This window comes from Nonomuraea sp. LPB2021202275-12-8 (assembly GCF_037044575.1).
In the GTDB taxonomy this organism is placed as follows: domain Bacteria; phylum Actinomycetota; class Actinomycetes; order Streptosporangiales; family Streptosporangiaceae; genus Nonomuraea.
Genome location: NZ_JBAHWD010000006.1, coordinates 31,965 through 50,821, shown reverse-complemented (window position 1 = coordinate 50,821; position 18,857 = coordinate 31,965). Strand labels below are relative to the sequence as shown.

At 68.7% G+C, this 18,857-nt stretch carries 18 protein-coding genes and 1 pseudogene; 12 read left to right on the top strand and 7 right to left on the bottom strand.

Going from position 1 to position 18,857, the window contains the following annotated elements; translation table 11 throughout:
* Positions 1–56 precede the first annotated feature (56 nt).
* Positions 57–1,568, top strand: coding sequence for an apolipoprotein N-acyltransferase (lnt, locus tag V5E28_RS13465; RefSeq protein ID WP_336207172.1), 1,512 nt, complete (start codon positions 57–59; stop codon positions 1,566–1,568).
* 59 nt (positions 1,569–1,627) lie between these two features.
* Here the strand turns inward: lnt and V5E28_RS13460 are convergent, their stop codons facing one another.
* The gene (locus V5E28_RS13460; RefSeq protein ID WP_336207171.1) at positions 1,628–2,494 is read right to left on the bottom strand and encodes an RNA polymerase sigma-70 factor; all 867 of its coding nucleotides are present in this window, start codon (positions 2,492–2,494) and stop codon (positions 1,628–1,630) included.
* Positions 2,495–2,757: 263 nt separating this feature from the next.
* Between V5E28_RS13460 and V5E28_RS13455 the strand changes: the two genes are divergently transcribed.
* Complete coding sequence (locus V5E28_RS13455) at positions 2,758–3,243, top strand: carboxymuconolactone decarboxylase family protein (protein WP_336207170.1); 486 nt, start codon at positions 2,758–2,760, stop codon at positions 3,241–3,243.
* A 53-nt stretch (positions 3,244–3,296) separates the two neighbouring features.
* Complete coding sequence (locus V5E28_RS13450; protein WP_336207169.1) at positions 3,297–4,664, top strand: FAD-binding oxidoreductase; 1,368 nt, start codon at positions 3,297–3,299, stop codon at positions 4,662–4,664.
* A gap of 101 nt (positions 4,665–4,765) precedes the next feature.
* On the opposite strand, the gene V5E28_RS13445 is transcribed toward V5E28_RS13450, so the two are convergent.
* Positions 4,766–5,416: a TetR/AcrR family transcriptional regulator gene (locus V5E28_RS13445; protein WP_336207168.1), complete on the bottom strand. Its 651-nt coding sequence runs from the start codon at positions 5,414–5,416 to the stop codon at positions 4,766–4,768.
* A gap of 40 nt (positions 5,417–5,456) precedes the next feature.
* Between V5E28_RS13445 and V5E28_RS13440 the strand changes: the two genes are divergently transcribed.
* The 5 genes and pseudogenes from V5E28_RS13440 to V5E28_RS13420 all read left to right on the top strand — a co-directional run bounded on the left by V5E28_RS13440 (position 5,457) and on the right by V5E28_RS13420 (position 8,886).
* Positions 5,457–6,656 (top strand): macrolide family glycosyltransferase, encoded by a 1,200-nt coding sequence (locus tag V5E28_RS13440; protein WP_336207167.1) that lies wholly within the window; start codon positions 5,457–5,459, stop codon positions 6,654–6,656.
* 356 nt (positions 6,657–7,012) lie between these two features.
* Positions 7,013–7,576, top strand: a complete 564-nt coding sequence (locus V5E28_RS13435; RefSeq protein ID WP_336207166.1) for a dihydrofolate reductase family protein — start codon at positions 7,013–7,015, stop codon at positions 7,574–7,576.
* Between the two features lie 4 nt (positions 7,577–7,580).
* A complete protein-coding gene (locus tag V5E28_RS13430) occupies positions 7,581–7,748 on the top strand; it encodes a hypothetical protein (protein ID WP_336207165.1) in 168 nt (55 codons plus the stop codon).
* A gap of 158 nt (positions 7,749–7,906) precedes the next feature.
* A pseudogene (locus tag V5E28_RS13425) lies at positions 7,907–8,344 on the top strand (penicillin acylase family protein); the annotation flags it as partial.
* A 53-nt stretch (positions 8,345–8,397) separates the two neighbouring features.
* Positions 8,398–8,886: a penicillin acylase family protein gene (locus V5E28_RS13420; protein WP_336207164.1), complete on the top strand. Its 489-nt coding sequence runs from the start codon at positions 8,398–8,400 to the stop codon at positions 8,884–8,886.
* A gap of 84 nt (positions 8,887–8,970) precedes the next feature.
* Here the strand turns inward: V5E28_RS13420 and V5E28_RS13415 are convergent, their stop codons facing one another.
* The 4 genes from V5E28_RS13415 to V5E28_RS13400 form a co-directional block, all read right to left on the bottom strand.
* Positions 8,971–9,414, bottom strand: a complete 444-nt coding sequence (locus tag V5E28_RS13415; protein WP_336207163.1) for a S26 family signal peptidase — start codon at positions 9,412–9,414, stop codon at positions 8,971–8,973.
* Between the two features lie 8 nt (positions 9,415–9,422).
* Complete coding sequence (locus tag V5E28_RS13410) at positions 9,423–11,252, bottom strand: ABC transporter ATP-binding protein (protein WP_336207162.1); 1,830 nt, start codon at positions 11,250–11,252, stop codon at positions 9,423–9,425.
* On the bottom strand, positions 11,249–11,677 hold the full coding sequence (locus tag V5E28_RS13405) for a hypothetical protein (RefSeq protein WP_336207161.1): 429 nt from the start codon (positions 11,675–11,677) through the stop codon (positions 11,249–11,251). Before V5E28_RS13405 ends, V5E28_RS13410 begins: the two co-directional genes overlap by 4 nt.
* A 125-nt stretch (positions 11,678–11,802) precedes the next feature.
* Positions 11,803–12,321 carry a MauE/DoxX family redox-associated membrane protein gene (locus tag V5E28_RS13400; RefSeq protein WP_336207160.1) on the bottom strand — a complete coding sequence of 173 codons (519 nt, stop codon included), beginning with the start codon at positions 12,319–12,321 and terminating at the stop codon, positions 11,803–11,805.
* 396 nt (positions 12,322–12,717) lie between these two features.
* Here V5E28_RS13400 and V5E28_RS13395 point away from each other — a divergent pair, with 396 nt between their 5' ends.
* Positions 12,718–15,684, top strand: coding sequence for an AfsR/SARP family transcriptional regulator (locus tag V5E28_RS13395; protein WP_336207159.1), 2,967 nt, complete (start codon positions 12,718–12,720; stop codon positions 15,682–15,684).
* Positions 15,685–15,820: 136 nt separating this feature from the next.
* Here V5E28_RS13395 and V5E28_RS13390 read toward each other — a convergent pair whose 3' ends face one another.
* A complete protein-coding gene (locus V5E28_RS13390) occupies positions 15,821–16,420 on the bottom strand; it encodes a CGNR zinc finger domain-containing protein (protein ID WP_336207158.1) in 600 nt (199 codons plus the stop codon).
* An 87-nt stretch (positions 16,421–16,507) separates the two neighbouring features.
* Between V5E28_RS13390 and V5E28_RS13385 the strand changes: the two genes are divergently transcribed.
* From V5E28_RS13385 to V5E28_RS13375, 3 genes are all read left to right on the top strand, one after another.
* The gene (locus tag V5E28_RS13385; RefSeq protein WP_336207157.1) at positions 16,508–17,287 is read left to right on the top strand and encodes an MBL fold metallo-hydrolase; all 780 of its coding nucleotides are present in this window, start codon (positions 16,508–16,510) and stop codon (positions 17,285–17,287) included.
* A gap of 59 nt (positions 17,288–17,346) precedes the next feature.
* On the top strand, positions 17,347–18,234 hold the full coding sequence (locus V5E28_RS13380) for a LysR family transcriptional regulator (RefSeq protein ID WP_336207156.1): 888 nt from the start codon (positions 17,347–17,349) through the stop codon (positions 18,232–18,234).
* Positions 18,235–18,371: 137 nt separating this feature from the next.
* Positions 18,372–18,752 carry a VOC family protein gene (locus V5E28_RS13375; protein WP_336207155.1) on the top strand — a complete coding sequence of 127 codons (381 nt, stop codon included), beginning with the start codon at positions 18,372–18,374 and terminating at the stop codon, positions 18,750–18,752.
* Positions 18,753–18,857 lie beyond the last annotated feature (105 nt).

The following is an 18,857-nucleotide window of genomic DNA, read 5'->3' as shown; positions in this document are numbered from 1 at the left end:
CTGGTCGCTCACCGTCTGGAGGCGGTGACGGGGGCCGGGTTGGGTAGCGGGGCGGTGTGCAGACCGCGTCCGTCACCGTCACGGCCGAGCGCGCCGGCGTGGTGCGCCGCTGGGGCCCGCGCCTGCTGGCCGCCGTGGCCGGCGCGTGCCTGGCCCTTGCCTTCCCCGCCGTGAACGCCTGGTGGTGGGCGTGGTTCGGCCTCGTGCCCTTCTTGCTCCTGGTAGCCGCGGCGGGGACGTTCCGTGAGGCGGGGTGGCGGAGCTGGTGGGCGTCAGCGGGCTTCTTCGGGACGATGCAGCACTGGGTGTTGCCGTTCCTGGGCGTGTTCTGGCCGCTGGCGGTGCTGGTCATCGGGCTGGTGTGGGTGCCGTTCGGGCTGGTCGCGTTCGGCCTGCTGCGGCGCGTTTCCCCCGTCAGGGCGGGGGTGGCGCTGCTGGTGCTGCCCTCGGTGTGGGTGGTCGTCGAGGCGCTGCGTTCGTGGCAGCACCTCGGCGGGGCGTGGGGACTGCTCGGGTCGAGCCAGTGGCAGGTGCGGCCGGTGCTGGGGCTGGCCGCGCTCGGCGGGGTATGGCTGCTCAGCTTCACCCTGGTCGCGGTCAACGCCGGACTCGCGATCGCTGTACTGCCGGATGCGGGCCGGCGGGCCCGGCTGGCCGGCGGCGGAGCCGCCGTCGCGCTGGTCGCGCTGGCCGCGTGCTCCGGGCTGGTACGGCCCGAGCCCGTCGTGACGGGGGTCATGCGCGTGGCGGGCGTGCAGCCGGGCCCCGTGACCGGCCCGGAGCGGCGTGTGGCCGCGCACCTCCGGCTGACAGGCGAACTCGCCGGCCGTGACGCCGACGTAGTGGTCTGGGGCCAGAGCAGCGTCGCCCTCGACCCCGCCCGGCGCCCGGACGTGGACCTCCTGCTGCGCCGGGCAGCCGCCGAGGCGGGCGCCGACCTGCTGGTGAACGTGGACGCCGCGGATTCCTCCGGCCGGATCGCCAAGTCGGCCTACCAGTACACGCCGGACGGGGTCGTGAACACGTACGTCAAGCAGCGACTGGCCCCGTTCGGCGAGTACATCCCGCTGCGGCCGGTGCTCGGCTGGATCGCGGGGCACACCGAGGCGGCCGAGAAGGACCGGATCACCGGTGCCGGGCTGGTCGTGTTCGAGGTCGCCGGCCGCCGGGTGGGGCCGCTGATCTCGTACGAGTCGACCTTTCCCGATCTGCGGCGCGGCCTGGCCCGCAGGGGCGTGGACGTGACGATCACGCAGGGGTCGCTCACGACGTTCCACGGGAGCTGGGCGCACGCGCAGCAGGCGAGCTTCGAGGCGCTGCGGGCGGTCGAGTCGGGCCGATCGGCGGTCCTGGTCGAGCTGGACGGCACCTCGGCGGCCTTCGACGCGCGCGGCAGGCGGCTGGCCTGGTTCCCGCCCGAGTACCGCGGCGCGTTCGTGGTGGACGTACCGCTGTCAGTCGAGGAGACACCGTACGTGCGGCTGGGCGACTGGGTGCCTGCCCTGGCCGGCGGGATCGCGCTCGGCACGGCCGTCGTGGCGGCCGCCCGGCGGATCTACCGGCATTGACTCGCCGGAGCCTTTGACGCCACCGCGACGCACATGACGACGTCGGACCGGCTCCGGGCTCAGCGGCTCACGGTGATCTCCCGCTCCATATGCGCCAGCTTCTCAGGATTGCGCACGGCGTAGAGGCCGGTGATGAGGCCGTCGTCGATGCGCATCATCATGACGGTGTCGACGTCGCCGTTGATCCGGACGATCAGTGCCGGATTGCCGTTGACCTGTGTCAGCTTCAGCGACGCCGCGAGTGCGGTCCTGCCCAGTACGTCGACCACCTGGAGGGCGCCCACGACGGGCGCCAGCGCGGCCTGCTTGAGTCCGCCGCCGTCTGTCAGGAGGACGACGTCCGGCGCGAGGATGTCGAGCAGGCGTTGCAGATCACCCGTTTCGACCGCACTCTGGAACGCCTTGAGCGCGCCGCGGGCCTCGGCCGCAGAAACGACCCCGCGGGGCCGGCGCGCGGTAACGTGTGCCCGTGCCCGATGGGCGATCTGGCGGACCGCGGCCGGGCTCTTGTCGACGGCTTCGGCGATCTCGTCGTAGGCCAGATCGAACACCTCGCGCAGCACGAACACCGCCCGCTCGGTCGGGGTGAGCGTCTCCAGCACCAGCAGCATCGCCATCGAGACGCTGTCGGCCAGCTCGACGTCCTCGGCCACGTCCGGGGCGGTCAGCAACGGCTCGGGCAACCAGGGGCCGACATAGGACTCCTTGCGCCGGCCGAGCGTGCGCAGCCGCTTCAGCGCCTGGCGGGTGGTGATCCGGACCAGGTAGGCACGCTGATCCCGCACCGTGCCGAGGTCGACGCCCGCCCACAGCAACCAGGTCTCCTGCAGCACGTCCTCGGCGTCGACGGCTGAGCCGAGCATCTCGTAGGCGACCGTGAACAACAGGTTGCGGTGGGTGAGGAACGTTTCGGTAGCAGAGTCCATGCGGTTGTGGTTGTCACCACCCAGGGGCCCGGCTGTGTCCGTCGGTTGCTCGCTTCGTTCGCTCATTGCTGGTTCCTGCCTGTTCGTGCTCGACCGTGCCATGCGTAAGATCCCGGATCCCACCGTTTTGTGACACCCGCGATCGGTGACGCACGTCACACCACCGTGCTGTCACAAGGATCGGGTCGCCGGGATCTCTTGCTCGTCAGGACGCCGCGCCAACCATTCACGCGGCACGCAACCCCACGAGTCAGGACCACATCATGGAAGCCCGCATCGACCTGATGGCCAACGAGCTGGGCGCCAAGATCGCCAAGCGGATCTACAACGTCGCCCTGGCGATCCAGCAGTCGCCGCTACCCCAGGCCACCCAGGACCTGGTGATGCTGCGGGCCAGCCAGATCAACGGCTGCGGCTTCTGCGTCGACTACCACACCAAGGACGCCACGGCCGCCGGGGAAAGCGCGGTCCGGCTCCACATGGTCGCCGCCTGGCGCGAGTCCACCGTGTTCACCGAGGCCGAGCAGGCCGCGCTGGCGCTCACCGAGGAAGGTACCCGACTCGCCGACGCCCACCACGGCGTGTCCGAGCAGACCTGGGCCCAGGCGCGCAAGCACTTCGACGACGACCAGATCGTCGCGCTGGTCTCCCTCATCGCCATGATCAACGCGAACAACCGGCTCAACGTGATCGTGCGCAACCCGGGGGGTTCATACGAGCCCGGCATGTTCGCCGGCATGGCCAACTGACCGGCAGGCCAGGCGCGCCGACAACGAAGATTCTTTTGCATGGAAGGAACGTCATGAGCTCAGCGCTTGAAACCCTTCGCCGTGACTTCGGCGGTGACGTCATCGAGTCGGGCGCAGCGGAGTACACATCGGCCAGTCGCTCGGTATTGGCTTCAGGCAGTCCGGCCTGCGTTCTGCGGCCCGAGAGCGTCGGGGACGTACGAGCAGGTGTCAGATTCGCCGCCGGCGCAGGGCTTCCGCTGTCCGTGCGAGGCGGCGGCCACAGCTTTGCGGGCTTCGGCACCAACGACGGCGGCGTCGTGATCGACCTCGGCAAGCTCGCGAACGTCGAGATCATCGACAAGGACCGTCACCTCGTACGGATCGGTGGCGGCGCAACCTGGGGCCGGGTCGGCGCCGCCCTGGCCCCGCACGGCCTGGCGATCTCCGCGGGTGACACCATGGGCGTCGGGGTCGGTGGGCTGACGTTGACCGGTGGTATCGGCTGGAAGGTCAGGAAGTACGGCCTCGCGTTGGACAACGTGGTCACCGCGGAGGTGGTCACGGCCGGCGGAGAGGTCGTGCGGGCGAGCGCGGAGGAGAACCCCGAGCTGCTCTGGGCGATTCGCGGTGGCGGTGGCAATTTCGGGATCGTGACCGCCTTCGAGTTCGCGGCACATCCGACGACGGACGTCTTCCACGGCAGGATCGCCTTCCCGGCGTCGGAGGCGGCCACCGTGCTCCAGGGATGGGCGGACTACCTCCGCACCGCCCCCGAAGAGCTCACCTCTGTCGCGGAGTTCGCCAGTCCCTTCGCGGGCGGGCCCGAAGCGCCGGTCGAGATCCGCGTCGCCTTCGACGGCGATGAACCCGAGCTCGCCGCGAAGGCCATCGACCCGATCCGCCGGCTCGGCACGGTGATCGACGACGATGTCGCGCTGAAGCCCTATGCGGACACGCTTGTGGACGGCGCCACCCCTCCGCAGGGCATCCACCTGGTCACCCGAAGCGCATTCGTCGACAAGGAGTCGGTGCCCGAGGTCCTTCGAATCCTTGCTGAGGTCGGGGCAGCGAAAGGGTCGCCGCTCATCGCCGTTCGCAGCGTCGGCGGTGCGGTGTCCCGAGTCCCCGACGATGCCACCGCCTACGCGCATCGCCAGGCGGAGTTGATGTTCGTGACCACCATCGTGGGTCCGCAGCCGGTCGTCGAGGCCGCGCGTCCTGCGCTGGAATCGATCTGGACGAGACTCGCACCTCACGTCAGCGGCGCCTACGCCAACTTCCTCGCCTCTGCCGCCGAGGAGGATGTCGCCGCGATCTATCCAACACAGACCTACGAGCGTCTCGCGGCGGTCAAGCGTCAGTACGACCCCGGCAACCTGTTCGCCCGCAACCACAACGTCCGTCCTCAGCAGGCCTTGCGGACAAGCGAAGCCGTCTGAGGCGTTCCACGGTGTACAGGGCGAGTATCTGGTCGGGGTCTCCCATCGGGGCGAAGGCTTCGGAGCCGACGGTAGGCGGCCTGAGGGCTCGAACCCGGAGCCTACGGATGAGAAGAGTGTTGTGACGTGGTCATCGCCGCTGGTCGTGCGGTCAGCCGGTCCAGGTGGTAGCGGACGGCAGCGAGTGCGCCCTCGGGGTCGCGCAGGCCAACGAGAAGTTCGGACCCGAGCCCGTCGAGCATGGCGAGCAGCACGACGGACTCCAGCCGGGGGTCCAGTCCGGCGCGCAACTCGCCGTCCCGCTGCCCCTGGGCGATCAGTTCGGCGACCCGCTCGCGCAGCCACCGGTCGCCCTCTCCCAGGTACTCCATCAGCTCGGGCGCGCCAACGGCCCGAGCGGTGAACGCCTGCCCCGCCCGGAGCTCGGCCCGGCGGCGAGCGTCCAGCGGCAGCATCTCGGAGGCCATCGACAACAGGAACGACAGCACCGGCGACGCCGACGCCGACGCCGACGCGGGCGCGCGCACCCCCGCCATGATCCGCTCGGTGACGTGCTCGCCCAGGTAGTGCACCACGTAGCGGAGCATCTCGTCCTTGCTCGCGAAGTAGTGCTGCACGGAGCCGAGCGACATGCCCGCCTCGACGGCGACGTCACGCAGCCTGGCGCCGTCGAGCCCGTCGCGGCCTGCGATCCGCAGCACCGCCTCCGCGATGCACCGACGCCGCTCGTCGTGGTCGACCTTTTTCGGCATATGCCTCCTTTTTCATACCGGAGTATTATAATACAGCAGTATGGCAACCTTAGCGTTCTTCGCTCCCATCGGAGCGGGCCACGTCAACCCCACGCTGGGCCTGGCCGCCGAGCTCGTCCAGCGCGGCCACCGCGTCACGTACGCCACCACCGAGGCGAACGCCGAGCGCGTTGCGGAGACCGGCGCCGAGATCATCCCCTGGACCTCGACCTGGGACGCGCTCGACCAGGACGCGGTGCCGCAGATGCACGGCAAAGAGCTGATCAGGGCCATGGGCCTGCTGCTGGACGAGACCAGGTCGGCGCTGGCCCAGCTCGGCGGTGGCGAACGCCCTGACCTCGTCGTGCACGACGGCCCGCTGTGCTGGTGGGGGCGGATCCTGGCCGCCCGCTGGCAGGTCCCCTCCGTCGAGACCTGGCCGAACCTGGTCAGCAACGAGCATTGGTCGATGCAACGGCAGTACACGACCTTCAATCCCCTGAGTTTCGGCTTCCTGCGCATGGCCGTGCGGGTCGGCCGCCTCCTGCGCAAGGAGGGGCTCGGCGACATGCAGGCGTTCATGCGGGGCGACCGGGCCGCGGTCAGGCTGGTGCTGCTGCCGCGGGCATTCCAGTACGCGGGCGAGACGTTCGGCGACGGCTACTCGTTCGTGGGGCCGGGCCTGACCGAACGGGCTTACCAGGGCGAATGGGAGCCGCCCGGCGGCAACCTGCCGGTGGCGCTGGTCTCCTTGGGCACCGGATACAACGACCGGCCCGACTTCTACCGTACGGTGCTGCGCGGGGCCGAGGGCCGGCCGTGGCACGTCGTGCTGGCCGTCGGCGGAGTGGACCCAGGCGACCTCGGCCCGATCCCGCCCAACGTGGAGGTGCACAGCAGCGCGCCACAGCTGGCCGTGCTGCGCCACGCACGTGCATTCGTCACCCACGCCGGGATGGGGAGCACGATGGAGAGCCTGCACTTCGGGGTGCCGATGGTGGCGGTGCCACAGATGGCCGAGCAGCGCGCCAACGCCGACCGCATCGCCGAGTTGGGCCTGGGCCTGGCGCTGCCGACCAGCGAGCTCACCGGCTCAGCGCTGTGGGAGGCGGTGGAGGAGGTGGCCGCCGACCGGCGCGTACACGAGCGGTTGAACTGGATGCGGGACGAACTGGCCGCAGCGGGCGGGGCCCCAGCGGCGGCGGACGAGGTCGAGAAGGTGCTCATGGCCAGCTCGACCGCGAAGAAACCGGGCATCTGAGGGACCTACTCGATCTGGTCGCCGAGGCTTGAACCGGCAGATCGCCGGCCGCCTGCACATCTCACCGAGCACGCCGGAATTCCCGCACGTGAGGGTGTCGCGGTCCGTGGACGGTGGGCGGGTGCCCCGAGGCTGAGCTTCCCCGCTGACCCGCTCGCGATCTCGGCCGACGGGCGCCACAGCGCTGTTTGCGGGCCCTTCGCCAAGAGCGCACCGATGACTTCCGGGCGTCAGGGTCGTCTAAAGCATCAGCGACAGGCCACAGACGCCGCGGCCACGCGAGCGCTGCGGCCCGGGACACGCACGTTCCCCTAGCAAGCACGGTCCCCAGACGACCCGACCACGGAGTTCTGATCATGCGGAAGCTGATGGCGACAGTGTTCAACTACTCCCTCGACGGCCTCCTCGCCGACGAGGGCACCGACTTTTGGAAGTTCTGCTTCGACCTGCCCGAAAACCGTGAGCCCGACGACGCGGCGCACCTCGACTTCCTCCAGAGCGCGTACGCGCACCTCATGGGCCGCACCGCCTACGAGAGCATCGCCGGGGCCATGACGACGTCCACCGACCACCCGTTCGCCGACATCCTGAACGCCGGGCGCAAGGTCGTCTTCTCCCGGACCCTGAAGACGGCCGACTGGGCCAACACCACCATCGCCGCCGGTGACACCACAGAAGAGATCGACAAGCTCAGGCTGGGCGGCGACGGCCACATCGTGGTCTGGGGCGGCGTCGGCCTCTGGCGGTCGCTCATGCGGCTCGACCTGATCGACGAACTCCAGCTGAGCATGTTCCCCTACGTCGCGGGCGAGGGCACCCGGCTGTTCGACGGTGTCCCCAAGTCCCACCAGCTCGACCTGGTCTCCAGCACCGCCTCCAGCAACGGGATCGTATACCTGCGGTACCGGCGACACCGCTGACCCAGTGGCCGACATGCACGACGAGCGGCAGTCACGCGAGCGCCGCTACCTGTCCGAGGAGTCCACGACCCAACTCGAACCAACCAGCGACACCGGCGGCATCGCCGCGATCGACAGCGGCAGAGCCGCTCCCAAGCACGTATGGCGTTCAGCCATGCAGTGGCGATCGTAGGACTGCATCTGTGCGGCGGCGCGGCAACCCGGTCAGGGGCGCCGCGCCGCCCGCTTGATGTGGCCAGCCACCAGAGGAACGGAACCCGTCGCTCTTGGTCTTCGGCAATGTGAGGCGCTCGACATCGAGGAGGCGGACGTCAGCGTCGGCGGCTGACCGTGGGGACGCTCGCGACCTGCTCCGTCCCTCTATACCGGCTCCAGCTCGTCCCGGGCGATCCCCAGTCGTACCTGGTCGACGGCAAGGCCGAGCCGATGGGCCGGCAGCAGGTCGAGGTCGTCCTGCGCGACGGCACCGTCGTCCGGCCCGACCTGCCCACCTCCCGCTACGGCCCGGTGCTGGCCGCGGGCAGGAGCGAGAAGTACGCCTACGCGCTGGCCGACGCCAACGCCGCCAACCTGCGCGCGGCCGATGAATGGCTGGCGATGGGCCGGGCGCGGAACCTGACCGAGCTGCGCAAGGCCCAGGACACCCACCAGGGCATGGCGTTCGTGCACACCCTGGCGACCGACACGGGCGGCACCGCCTACTTCGCCGACGCCTCGGTCGTGCCCAACGTCTCCGACGCCCTGGCCGCCCTCTGCGCCAAGCCCTCGCCGTCGCCCGAAGTCGACAGCCCCGTCCTGGACGGCTCGACCACCGCCTGCCTATGGGGCAAGGTTGGCGATGCTGTCCTTCGCCGTTCGACCCTTATCATCCGGTCACCACGCCGCGCGGGCTCAAGCGCGACGCCACCACGCTGCGGGCGCTGGCCGACACGGTGGACTTCTTCCGGACCCACCGCATCCCCCTGACCCGCACAGCCGGCCAGGCCCAGCACTACGGCAAGATCGCCGTGCCCGGCTGCACGGAGGGGGAGGGCTGCTTCGACCGGGTGCGCACCGGCGGACCGCTGCGCGCGGACGGGACCTATCCGGACGTGAACACCGGCTCCAGCTTCATGATGGCGGTCGAGCTCACCCCCGCAGGGCCGCGCACGCGTACGATCCTGACCTACTCGCTGTCGGCCAACCCGTCGTCGCCGCACTTCAGCGACCAGACGGCGCTGTTCTCGCGGGGCGCGTGGGTGACCGAGCGGTTCACCGAGGCGGAGATCGGGTCCGACCCCCGCCTCAGGGTCGCCTCGGTCAGGGGCTGACTCCCGCAGGTCACGCGCAGGGGGCGGGCGGCGGGCCCAGGTGACCCGCTCCGCTCTGATCTGTCCACTGCACGGCGACGGCCGTCAGGCTCGGTGCGGATCTCTTGTGGTCGGCGCAGGGGCGGCAGGTAGCCGGCGTACAACCAGCCCCAGCACGTCGAAGCCATGGAGGTATCCGACGTGACGAGAGTCCGTGCTCCACTCGGAGTTGTCACCGAGAACGAGCAACCGTCCGGCAGGCACGACAGCACCTTCTCCCGAGGGCAGGGACGCACGGAGCGTGGCCGGTACGCCATCTCCTGGAACGGCCGCAGCGCGTTTGATGACCCACTGGTGATTCGGTACGCCCAGCGGCATACGCACGACGACTACGTCGCGGGAGCGGATGTGACGCAGGCCGCGACGCCGGACAAGGACACGATCACCGCAGCGGTAGGCGGGCAGCATGCTGTCACCGACCACGGTGACCACCACGAACAGGCGCCGTAGCGCCGAGATGAGCAGAAGGCCGCCGACGAGAATGCCCATGACGGCCATCACGTGACGGCCACTTCATCAGGTTTGCGATAGGCGGCCGCCTGGAGTCGGAACAAGCGTGCATAGGTGCCGTCCGCGGCCATCAGTTCGCCGTGACCGCCCTGCTCGATGACCTGTCCTTGGTCCAGCACGACGATGGCGTCGGCGTCGCGTGCAGCGCACAGCCGGTGAGAGATCAGGATACTTGTCCGACCTGATCGCAGCTGCGTAAGCCGCTGGTGGATCTGGTGCTCGGCCTCCGCGTCGAGCCCGGCGCTGGGCTCGTCGAGGATCATCAGATCGGCGTCGGCCCGCAGGAAGGCGCGAGCCAGCGCCAGCCGCTGCCACTGACCGCCGGACAGCAGGCCGGAGGCGCCATCCAGATCGTCGGGCTCGTATACCCGGCTCAGCATGGTGTCGTAGCCGCCCGGCAAAGCGGACAGGGCCCCGTCGATGCCCGCCAACTCGGCGGCTGCCCGGATTGCCGCGCGATCGTCGCGGAGGGCCAACCTGCCGAGCCCGATGTTCTCGGCTGCCGTCAGGTCATAGGTCATGAAGTCCTGAAAGACGGCGCCGATGCGGGCACGCAGCTCATGGGCCGGCATGCTGCGCAGATCCACACCGTCCCAGTAGACGGCACCGGCGGTGGGCTCGTAAAACCGGCAAAGGAGCTTGACGAGCGTGCTCTTGCCCGCTCCGTTGCGACCCACGAGCGCGACGGCGGCGCCGTACGGAATGACGAGGTCGACCCCGCGCAGCACCCACGGTTGGTCGCTTCCGTAGCGGAACCACACGTCGCGTAGTTCGATGCCGCGCCGCAGCGGGGGCGCTGTGACCTCCGGCTGTTCCTGCGCGGGCTCGGGCCGGTCGACGAGATCCTGGTAGTGGGAGAAGAGCAGGAGCCCCCGGTAGGCGGTGGCGGACGCGTCGGCGGCGCTGCCGATGGCGGTGTGGACCCCGCCGACGGCCGCCAGGAAAATGGAGACGTCGCCGATGGAGATGCGTCCATTGATCGCGAGGTAGGCAGCGGCTACGGCACCGCTTGCGGCAACAGTCGCGCCCATCACTTCGAGGACCAGTTCCAGACGTAGTTCCCGCCGATCCAGGCCGGCCTCGGCCGCATGGGCACGGCGCAGTTCGCCCAGCGTCCTGCCGTGGAGGTGCGATTCGAGACCGAACAGCCGCACCTCCTTTGCCGCCCTCGCATCGGTGAGCAGTGTCTGGAAGAACCAGAGTCGACGCAGCAGTGGTGTGACGCGTTCGTCGAGATGTGCTCGTCGACGACCCTGAAGAAGTTGCAGGAAGATCGTCGGTACGGCTGCCGCGAGGAGCAGGGCGACGATCGGCGGCCAGACGATCATGAGCGCGGTCACGAACCCAGCCGCCATGACCACGCTACGCAGGGTTGACATGATGGCCCCCGGGAGCTCCTCCGGGATCTGTTCGCCGGACTGCTCGGCCAGCTTGAGCCGGTTGAGCCGGTCGGGATCCTCGAACGGCGCGAGCCCCGGGTAGGCATTGACCCTGCGGAGCAGCCGGTCGCGGGCCAGCAAACCGACAGCGCGGCGGAGGCGGGCGGTTACGTAGCCGTTGACGCTGCTGCGCACACCGAGCAGCAGGCCGGACAGCACGACCATCGTCGTTGCCGTCACCACCCGCTCGGTCGAAGCCTCGGCGCCGAGGGCCACCTCGTCGAGGAGAAGCTTGACGCCCCATGCGGCGATCGCGGGCAGCAGCCCCTCGACGAGGGCCAGGACCAGCAGGAGGATCGAGCAGCCTGGCGCGGCGGCGGCGATGAGCCGGATCGCCCCGCCGGCCCGGTGTACCAGCCCCGTCGGGCCGGAAATCACGCGGGCACCTCTCTCGGGACCGCCGACAGACGGTGCGACGCGCTGCGGATCACCCCGGCACCGACAAGCAGGACCGCGGGAAAGCCGTGTACGCCGAAGTCGGCGGCCAGTCGTTCGCCATCCGGCTGATTGATCACACGTGCCACGGGTTCCAGCTCCCCGACCAGCCTGTCACGCTCCGGGCCGTCGCTCACGAGCACGGCGATCGGCAACGGACCCTCGTGGACGGGTCGTTCGCGCAGCCCCGTGATCAGGCTGACGCAGGACGCGCAGGACTCCATCAGGAACAGCACGACGACGTCGGGTCCGTCCAGATCGGCCTGCGTGATCCGGTCACCGGAGGTCGTGGTCGCGTCGAACGCGGGCACCGCCCTGCCCGGCTCAGGCAGGTCAGGCCCGAGTGGCATCCCGCTGGTGTCCAGCATGTCCCTGAGCTCCCGCAACCGGCGTCCCAGGAGGAGAACAAGGCCCAAAGCCACTGCGGCCGTAACCCCTGTGACTGTCACGGCCGCCCACAGATATCCGATCATGCCCTTTCCTTCCGTACGGCTCAGCGCCGGACCGAGGCGGCGACGTCCTCGAAGAAGATGACAAGACTCGCCGCGAGCCCGGCAGCTGTGGCGGCGATCCCCACGCCGACCGGATCCAACGGCTGCCAGGACACAGCGGCGGTCATGGCCACAGCCAGCACCGCAACACACGTCAGGCCGGTATTGCGCACGACGTGGACCCGGGTGAGCCGGCCGCCGCCAGAGCCGAAACACCGGCAGCGTGCCGGAACGCCCCGCCGTACCGAACGAGCCACCCCGACGGTCAGCGCGGTCATCAGCCCGCTCGCGATCACGGCGCCCGCCAGGCCCGTAGCGGGCCAAGGCGCCAGAGCGGCGACAGTCACCTCCGCGACCACGATGGCCATGGCGACCGGCGGGCACAGACGAGGCGCGATGCCCACGGCGGCCAACTCGCGGACGAAGGCAGCGAACGAACCGCGTCCGGACAGTTTCGTCACCGCCGCGACCAGACACACCACTGCCAGCACGAGGCGCAGCGCCAGCGCCACCGAGGTCACGCGACGCCCTCTCTCAGCAACAGCTGCAGACCTTCTGCCACGAACCGCACACCCTGGTGCCGGCGTCGTTGCAGCAACGCCTCTTGTAGGTCCCACCCATGGTGCATCGGTACTCCCAGACGCAGTAAACAGCGCTGGCGGTGATCTGAGGGAATGCCCCGGGAAGGACGCGTGCGACGAGACCACCGAGTCGATCGACGAGAGCGGTCATGGGGTTCCTTTCTGTTCGGATCGCCTGGCTCGGACGAACACCTGCGAGACAGGTCGACCATGTCTGCCACGGTGACACCCGCCTCTTGATTCCTTCTCACCTCGGCCTGGTTTCCTTCTTGCATTCACCGGGTGCTTTGGTTTGATCTGATTGGCGGGAAAGCGCGGTGTCCGAAAGGGATCAGCGTGGAGATCCTTCTCCTTGGACAAGTTCAGATCAGGATGGACGGCCGGCCGATCAGCCTCGGAGTTCGAAAGCAGCAGTTCGTGCTGGCGATGCTCGCGCTGGAGGCCAACAAGCCGATCTCCACCGATCGGCTCATAGAGCTGGCCTGGCCGCACGACCCCCCGCGCACCGCCCGAGGCATGATCCACACCTGCGTCAGCAGGCTGCGCGGTGTGCTGGCAGGCGCCAACGCCCGCGACTACGGCGTCAGCCTGGACACTGAAGACTCGGGATATCTCCTCCGGTGTGATCCTTCGCGGATCGATGTCCACCGGTTTCGCACCCTGCTCGCCGGCGCGTATCAGTGCCTCGACGACGAGCACAGGCTGACGCTGCTCGACCAGGCGTTGAGCTTGTGGAGAGGGCCGCCGCTGGCCGGGGCTGCGACCGAGGCGGTTCGTTCGCTGATAGGCAGAAGTCTGGAAGAACTACGGCTGACCGCGATCGAAGATCGCATCGAGACGTGCCTGCGGCTGGGCAAGCTCGACGGGCTGCTCGCCGAACTGATGACCTTGACCAGCGAGCATCCACACCGGCCACGCCTGACCTCGGCGCTGATGCGCGAGCTCCATCGCACCGGGCGCACATCGGAGGCGTTGGAGACCTATCGAGGAGCCCGCGAGTGGATGCGTGAGGAGCTCGGACTGGACCCTCCCGAGCAGTTGCAGCAACTCCACCAGGACCTGCTCCGTGACGGCCCCACCTCGATGACCTCCGCCGGGTGGAATGCGTTGCCTGTTCCACGGGAACTGCCCGGCGATCTGCCGACCTTCACCGGTCGGCTGGCCGAGCTGAAGCAACTGATCTCGCCGGTGCACGCTGCGATTGTCGCGATAGACGGGATGGCCGGGATCGGCAAGACCGCGCTGGCCGTACATGCCGGTCATCGGCTGGCTGACCGGTTTCCCGACGGTCAGGTCTTTATCGACCTGCACGGCTTCACCCGTGGCGTACGGCAGGTCGAGCCCGATCACGCGCTCGATCGCGTGCTGCGGGCGCTCGGCATACCAGGCGCACAGATTCCACGCGAACTGGATGCCAGAGCCGCGTGCTTCCGCACCCGGCTCGCCGACAAGCGCATGCTCCTCGTGCTGGACAATGCTCTCGACGAGGAGCAGGTTCAGCCGCTTCTGCCCGGCGCTCCGGGTTGCCTGGTGCTCATCACCAGCCGGAGAACGCTGAGCGGCATCGACGGCGGCCAGCAGTTGTCGCTGGACATCCTCCCCGCCCTCGACGCGTCAACCCTGTTCACACGCATAGCCGGTAGAGACAACCCGCCCGATGTGGTCAAGGAGATCGTCGAGTTGTGCGGGCGAATGCCGCTCGCGATCCGGATCGCAGCCGCCCGTCTCCGCGCAAGGCCGAGCTGGACCGCCCGGTACCTCGCCACGCGACTGCACGATGAGCGTCATCGCTTGGCGGAGCTCAACACCGGCAGCCGCAGCTTCTCCACCGCCGTTGACCTGTCCTATGACCATCTTGGGACCGACCAGCAGCGCCTCTACCGGCTTCTCGGCCTGCACCCTGGGCCGGACTGCGACACCCTTGCCGCCGCCGCCCTCACCCAGGCCTCGAAACAAGAGGTGGAGCGGCTCCTTGACGACCTGACCGGATGTCACCTGCTGCACGAGCCAAGCCCGGGCCGATTCCGGTTCCACGACCTGATCCGTGCGCATGCCGCGGACACCGCACAACGCCTTGAGACCGATGCGAGCCGACGGATCGCGCTGAAATCGCTGTTCGACCACTACACCGAGGCCGCGGCAGCCGCGGTGGCCGTTGTTTCCGACTCGTCGCTCAAGGAGCCGCAACAGGCCGCCGAATGGCTGGACAGCGAGATCGCCAACCTCCTGGCCGTGGCGGGCAATGCCGCGGAGAACGACTCGCCGGTGCACACGATGCGGCTGTCGGCGATCTTGCATGACTATCTCCACACCCATGCGCGCTACGCCGAAGCACATGCCCTTCACACCCAGGCTCTGGACGCCGCTCGCTCGCTGGGTCACCGCGCCTACGAGGCCATCGCACTGCGCGATCTCGGCGACACCGAGTACGGCCATACCCACTACGAGCCGGCCCTTTCCCACTTCAACGAGGCTCTCCACATCGCCAGGGACATCGGTCATCGTGCGGTTCAGGCCAAGGCTCTGATCGGACTCGGCCATGTTCGCCGGCGCCAGTGCCGGCACAGAGCGGCTGCTGACAGCTACGGCGAGGCCCTGCAGATCGCACGGCGCATCGGCGACCGCACCGGAGAATTCACCGCCGTGCGTGGCCTGGGCAACATCCACTACATGGAGGGCGAGTACGAGTCGGCAGCCGAGCGGTTCCGGCAGGTTCTGCAGCTCGCCCGCCTGGCCGGTAACCGCACCGGTGAACTCGCCGGGTTGAACAGCATCGCCCATGTCTTTCGCCGCCAGCGGCGGTACGAGCTCGCCACCGAGCACTTCCACCAGGCCATCGATCTCGCCCGCGCCATCGGCGAACCTGCCAGCGAGCTCAACGCCCTGCACGGCCTCGGCCACACCAACCTGGCCCAAGGCCTCCATCGGCAGGCGATCGATCATCTCCAGCACGCCCTGCGTGTGGCAAAGCTGATCGGAGATCGTAACGGCGAGCTCGAGGCTCTCCACGGACTCGCCGACACGGTCAGGGCCACCGGTCACCTGGACCTGGCGCTCTCACGCCACCTGGCCGCTCTCGACCTGGCCAGGAGTCTCGGACAGCCCGGCGACCAGGCTCGCGCTCATGACGGCCTCGCACAGGTGTTCCGCGATCTCTTCTTGTACGACAAAGCTCGTGAGCATTGGCGCCAGGCACTGGGGATCCTCAACGATCTCAACGTCTCTCAGATCGACGACATCAGCGCAGAGCAGATCGCATGGCAGCTGGCCGAGCTCGACAGCTTGCAGAGCGGCGTCGACTGACCTTCCTCTTCCTCTTCCGTGAACACGGTCTCGCGGCGTCAAGAGCGGGATTCGGCTGCCACGGATGAACTCCATCATGGAGCGCTGGATCCAGACTTCAGCTTGAGGGTGTCAATCCCCAGGATGCAGGGGGTCGTCAGCCCGCCTTCGACTGGATGCGCCGGGCGTAGGCGCGGGCGGCGCGGGCGCGGTCGCCGCAGCGGATGGAGCACCAGTGGCGGCGGCCGTGGCGTAGCAGGAAGCGGTTGCAGGAGGTGGAACCGCAGGAGGTGAGGCGGTCGGCGTCGGGGCCGGTGAGGAGGTCGGCCGTGTTGGCCGCAAGGGTCGCGAGAACGCGGTCGAGGATCGCGTTGGTGGGGCACGGTGCCGCGCGGTAGGGGCCGTTCTTCTCGTCCCAGTACAACAGGGCGGCCGTCGGGGCCCCGCTCAGCGCGTCATTGACGGCGGACAGAGCCGCGGGCAAGGCGGGCAGCCCGGCAACACGGGCGTCGAACAATGACCTGAGGTGTTCGCGCAGCGAGCGCAGCTGCGTTGTGCACATCTCCCGCAGCCCGGCATCGGCCGGAGCGAGGCCGCGTTCGGCGAGCCACTGATTCGTCGCCTCAGGGGTGCCGAGAAGATCGATGAACTGCCCTCCAGGCAGCGCGATGGCGCTGTTGACAAAGTCGAGGGCGAGGTAGGCCTCCGCCCCCGGCGCGGGCGGCAACACAGACTCGGCGGTCAGGAGCTCGCTCATAGCTCTCATGGTACGGCTTGCATTCATCCGTGAGATACCGCTACCGTCCTTCACGGATAAACCGCTTTCTATCCGTGAGGTTTCTAGATGGCCAGTACCAGCGCGTCCACTGAGCAGATCCCCGTCCGCGTTTTCGGCGGCCCGACCGCTCTTTTCGAATACGGCGGCCTGCGATTCTTGACCGACCCGACCTTCGACACTCCCGGCGACTACCAGGTACCGGGCGGCCAGCTGACCAAGACGGCGCCCTCCTCCGTCGCACCGGCCGCCCTCGGCCATATCGACGTGGTCCTGCTCTCCCACGACGAGCACCCCGACAACCTCGACAACTCCGGCCGAGCACTGCTCGCCGACGTCCCGCTCACCATCACCACCCCCGCGGGCGCGCAGCGCCTGGGGAATGGGGCCCAAGGGCTGGCCGACTGGGAGTCGATCGAACTGGACCGCCCCGGCGGCGGCACCATCACCGTCACGGGCGTGCCCGCCGTCCACGGGCCCGGCGCACGCGAGGACGTCGAACCGATCACCGGCCAGGTCGTCGGATTCGTCCTGACCGGGGAGGGCCTGCCCACGGTCTACGTCAGCGGCGACAACGCCTCGCTCGACCTGGTCAAGCAGATCGCCGAACGCTTCGGCCCGGTGGAGACCGCCATCCTCTTCGTCGGGGCTCCCCGCTTGCCCGTCCTCTTCGACGGCGCGCTCATTGTCCTCGACAGCGCCCAGGCTACCGAGGCCGCAACGATCCTCGGCGCCCGCCGGGTGGTTCCCGTCCACTACGACAGTTGGGCCCACTTCACCGAGGGCCGTGACGAACTGGTAGCCGCTTTCACCAACGCTGGACTGGTTGACCGCCTCGACCTGGGGTGACCGGGGATATTTCCGCTGAATAAACGGTCTCGATGGTGGGATCGACGGAGAGGGATCGTGTGGAACTGCGCGATATTGAGATCTTTCTGACCCTTGCCGAGGAGCTGCACTTCGGCCGCGCGGCGGAGCGGCTGCACGTCTCCGTGGCGGCGGTCAGCAAGGCGCTCAAGAAGCAGGAACGGGCCATCGGTGTCGAACTCTTCGCCCGGGACAGCCGCAATGTACGGCTCACGCCGGTGGGTGAGCAGCTCCGCGACGACCTGCGCCAGGTGCATCAGAGGTTGACGCAGAGCCTGGAGCGGGCCCGGCTGGCGGGCCGGGGCAAGACCGGCACGCTCAGCGTCAGCCTGTTTCCCGTCAATGTTCAGGAGCTGCGCCGGTACTGGGAGACCTTTCGCTCCCGCCACCCACAGTGGGAGCTGCGGCTGCGAATGTCGGGTTATGCGGATCCGTTCGCCCAGTTGCGCAACGGGGAGATCGACGTCCTGGTCACCTGGCCGCCCTTGGAGGAGCCCGACCTGACGGTGGGCCCTCTGCTCTTCGCCGAGCCGAGGGTGCTGGCCGTATCTGCCGACAACGCCCTCGCCAAGTGGTCCACGACCTCCCTGGAGGCGGTCAGCGACTATCGGCACGTGACCGCCGAGTCGGCGCCTGGCAACTGGTTCGACCGCTACGTTCCCGAGCTCACTCCGAAGGGCCGGTCGATCGACCGCACGACCCTTGTGCACAACGTCGAGGACATCCTCATGAACACCGCCATGGGGGATACGGTCTCCCTCTTCCCGCTTCACGTGACCCGCTACTACCGGCGCCCCGGCATCGTCTACCTGCCCGTCACGGACATGGAGGCGCTGCCGTACCGGATGGTTTGGCGCAGCGACGGGGAGAACGACCTCATCCGCGCCCTCGCCGGCGTGGTGCGCGACCTGGGACCGCTGCCCGGCTGAGACCGTCAACCATGGGTCAACGACCGTTGCGATAGTCGCCGTTGATCCGCGGCACTGCCCGGCGTGATGCTTGATCCATCCAAGAAGCACGCCCGTCGGGAGGTGAGTGGGGATATGTCATTTTCTGGTGCTGTGAGGTGAACATCGTCTCTTCGGCTGTTTCCCTGACCGTCGCCGACCCTGCCGCTTCCAGCCGGTTCTTCACCCGTCATCTCGGCTTCCGCGAAGTCCTGGTCGGCGAGGAGTTCATCGTGCTGGGCCGTGACGACGCGGCCGTCGACCTGGTCCTGATGGAGCGCGACCTCGAGCGGTGGCAACCGGGACAGGGACTGGCAGAGGCGATCGTGGTGTTCGCGGTCACCGGCCTGGCCGCCGAGTACGAGCGGCTGCGCGGTGAAGGCGCCACCATCACCATCCCGCTCCGGCGGGAGCCGTGGGGTGAGCTGCTGATGCAGCTCACCGATCCCAACGGCGTGAAGATCCAGCTCACCGAGTGGATTTTGCCGATCACGGACTGACTCCGGACCTGCCGATCTGGTCGTGTCGTTCGCCGTCACCGGCATCACCGCCGGGGGTATGCGCGGTCGTGTCAGCAGCAACGCATTCCACCATCGGTTCGTTGC

What these genes read in the sequence shown, in the direction of transcription:
- V5E28_RS13460 (WP_336207171.1), bottom strand. Translation starts at nt 2,494, where the DNA reads ATGGACTCTGCTACCGAAACGTTCCTCACCCACCGCAACCTGTTGTTC.
- V5E28_RS13455 (WP_336207170.1), top strand. Translation starts at nt 2,758, where the DNA reads ATGGAAGCCCGCATCGACCTGATGGCCAACGAGCTGGGCGCCAAGATC.
- V5E28_RS13420 (WP_336207164.1), top strand. Translation starts at nt 8,398, where the DNA reads ATGGGGCAAGGTTGGCGATGCTGTCCTTCGCCGTTCGACCCTTATCAT.
- V5E28_RS13390 (WP_336207158.1), bottom strand. Translation starts at nt 16,420, where the DNA reads ATGAGCGAGCTCCTGACCGCCGAGTCTGTGTTGCCGCCCGCGCCGGGG.
- V5E28_RS13445 (WP_336207168.1), bottom strand. Translation starts at nt 5,416, where the DNA reads ATGCCGAAAAAGGTCGACCACGACGAGCGGCGTCGGTGCATCGCGGAG.
- V5E28_RS13440 (WP_336207167.1), top strand. Translation starts at nt 5,457, where the DNA reads ATGGCAACCTTAGCGTTCTTCGCTCCCATCGGAGCGGGCCACGTCAAC.
- V5E28_RS13450 (WP_336207169.1), top strand. Translation starts at nt 3,297, where the DNA reads ATGAGCTCAGCGCTTGAAACCCTTCGCCGTGACTTCGGCGGTGACGTC.
- V5E28_RS13405 (WP_336207161.1), bottom strand. Translation starts at nt 11,677, where the DNA reads ATGCTGGACACCAGCGGGATGCCACTCGGGCCTGACCTGCCTGAGCCG.
- V5E28_RS13435 (WP_336207166.1), top strand. Translation starts at nt 7,013, where the DNA reads ATGCGGAAGCTGATGGCGACAGTGTTCAACTACTCCCTCGACGGCCTC.
- V5E28_RS13385 (WP_336207157.1), top strand. Translation starts at nt 16,508, where the DNA reads ATGGCCAGTACCAGCGCGTCCACTGAGCAGATCCCCGTCCGCGTTTTC.
- V5E28_RS13415 (WP_336207163.1), bottom strand. Translation starts at nt 9,414, where the DNA reads ATGGGCATTCTCGTCGGCGGCCTTCTGCTCATCTCGGCGCTACGGCGC.